Source organism: Herbaspirillum sp. UBA812 (genome assembly GCF_002296545.1).
Taxonomy (GTDB): domain Bacteria; phylum Pseudomonadota; class Gammaproteobacteria; order Burkholderiales; family Burkholderiaceae_D; genus Herbaspirillum; species Herbaspirillum huttiense.
Map to the genome: position 1 here is coordinate 6,629 of NZ_DBIC01000125.1, position 2,119 is coordinate 8,747.

The 2,119-nt window shown below is 61.3% G+C and carries 2 protein-coding genes and 1 pseudogene; 1 reads left to right on the plus strand and 2 read right to left on the minus strand.

Annotation, left to right across the window (positions count from 1 at the left end; translation table 11 throughout):
• Nucleotides 1-321 precede the first annotated feature (321 nt).
• Nucleotides 322-1,044: a FadR/GntR family transcriptional regulator gene (locus tag B3873_RS08005; RefSeq protein WP_209534022.1), complete on the plus strand. Its 723-nt coding sequence runs from the start codon at nt 322-324 to the stop codon at nt 1,042-1,044.
• Between the two features lie 64 nt (nt 1,045-1,108).
• Here B3873_RS08005 and B3873_RS08010 read toward each other — a convergent pair whose 3' ends face one another.
• Together B3873_RS08010 and B3873_RS08015 are read right to left on the minus strand one after the other, a co-directional pair.
• Complete coding sequence (locus B3873_RS08010) at nt 1,109-1,912, minus strand: transporter substrate-binding domain-containing protein (RefSeq protein ID WP_286865146.1); 804 nt, start codon at nt 1,910-1,912, stop codon at nt 1,109-1,111.
• A gap of 51 nt (nt 1,913-1,963) precedes the next feature.
• A pseudogene (locus B3873_RS08015) lies at nt 1,964-2,119 on the minus strand (amino acid ABC transporter ATP-binding protein); the annotation flags it as partial.

Consider the following 2,119-nt stretch of genomic DNA (forward strand, 5'->3'; position numbering starts at 1 on the left):
CCTGGGCTCAGGCAGATCGGGAATGCATGCCTGTCTCCAGATGAAGTTTTCTTATCTTTTTTATCATTTTATTTATACGATGTCGTATAAGTTGAGCTGCGATTAGTCGGACTAATTCTTCATGCAGGTGGACAACTCTAATGATCGCGGCTCCGGAAGTCAACCGAATTAAATGCAGATTCCTTCATGGAAACGGCTTTGCAGGCCGATTTCAGGGGGATGAGGTGAATCTTCCCGCGCGCCGGGCAGCCCAGGCTTGCGCCCCGGCGCAGAACCCTTCATAGTGACCGCAGACGAACTTCCCGGCAGCAGTCATCGTACATGTCAGCATTCCACCCGCCCTCCCCCGATTCTTCACATCGCGGCCAACTCAGCCGGTCCGAACACATCTGCAAGCAGATCATCGCGTCCATCCTGCGCGGGGAACTGGGCGAGAACCGCAAGCTGCCCACCGAAGTGGAACTGGCGCAGCGTTACGAGGCTTCCCGCACGACGGTACGGGAAGCGCTCTCGCGCCTGCGTTCGGAAGGCATCGTGGTCTCGCGCCGGGGCTCGGGCAACTATGTGCAGCGGCTGCCGGTCCTGCAAAGCAGCGCACCGGCGCAGATTGCCAGCATCCCTGACGTGGAGCGCTATTACGCGTTTCGCGCGTGTGTGGAAGTGGGTGCGGCAGGCATTGCGGCCACGGCTCGCGAGGAAGAGGACATCGCCCTGATGCGCCATTGCCTGCAAGCACTGCGGCGCGCGCAGCTGCAAGGCCAGACCGGCGTGGAGGAAGACCTGGCGCTGCACATGGCCATCGCCCGGGCCACGCGCAATCCCTTCTTCATCTCCACCATCGAACATGCGCTGGGCCCGATCCGCCAGTGCATGGAACTGGCGCAGAACCTGGGCTCACCGCAGGAGAGCGAGCGCATCCAGGTCATCGATGACGAACACCAGGCCATCATCGATGCCATCGCCCAAGGCTCGGCGCAAGACGCCGAGGCGGCCATGCGTGCCCATATCGGGCATGCACGCCAGCGTATCTTCGAAGGCCGCTGAACGCTGCGCATGACGCAACAACGCCGGGCCATGCAGCGCCCGGCGTGGCTTGAGCAGACCCGGCTTACGCAGGATTCTGCACGGCAGCCGGCAGATCGCGGCCGTGATGTTTCTTGTAGATGGCATTGAGCTTGCCATTCTTCTGGTTGGTCTTGACCCAGTTGTCGATCCATTCCTTCAGGCGCGGCTGGTTCTTGTTGATGGCAATGCCCAGGTCAAAGGCCTTCTGTTCGAACTTCATTTCCAGATTCTTGCCCGGCGCCTTCTTCTGCATCTCCTGCAGGTTGGAAGGCGTGCTGGAAAACACTTCCACCTGGCCCGTGACCATCGAGGTGATGAGGGTGGCGTCATCCTCATAGCGCATGATCTCCGCGCCCTTGGCGTTCTGCGTGGTCAGCGTATCGTTGGGTGTGGCGCGGGTGACGCCGATGCGCTTGCCGTTGAGGTCCGCATAGTCCTTGATGGCCATGCTTTTGGGTGCGCCGATGATGAGGCTGATGACCGCATAGGGCGTGGAGAAATCGATGACCTTCAGGCGCTCCGGCGTGATCGACAGCGAGCCCACCACGATATCGGCACGATTGGATTGCAGGGTCGGCACCCGCGCGGCATTGGCCACCTGGATCAGGTCGAGCTGCACGCCCAGGTCCTGCGCCAGCAGGCGCGCGGCGTCGACGTCGGAGCCGGCCGGTTGCAGCTTCTCGTCGCTGTAGCCGAACAGCGGCGTGCTGGACGTAGTGGCGATGCGGATCTTGCCGGCCTTCTTGATATCGTCGAGCTGGTCGGCATGTGCGGCATGGGTAGCGAGGCCCAGGATCAGGGCCGCAATGGCCGGGCGTGCGAGGTGGCGTAATGGGGTTAGTTTCATTTTGTGTCTCCGTTATTTTATGAATGGTCAGATCAGGCAACAGCGTTTGCGCTACAGGTCGGCAGCCAGGAAGGCTTGCAGTTCGGGGGTGTGCGGGTGGTCCAGCATGTCGCCGGGACCGACTTCCCAGACCCGGCCCTGGTGCATGTAGATGATGCGGTCGGCCACGCGCTTGGCGAAGTTCATCTCGTGCGTCACCAGCAGCAT

What these genes read in the sequence shown, in the direction of transcription:
- B3873_RS08005 (WP_209534022.1), top strand. Translation starts at nt 322, where the DNA reads ATGTCAGCATTCCACCCGCCCTCCCCCGATTCTTCACATCGCGGCCAA.
- B3873_RS08010 (WP_286865146.1), bottom strand. Translation starts at nt 1,912, where the DNA reads ATGAAACTAACCCCATTACGCCACCTCGCACGCCCGGCCATTGCGGCC.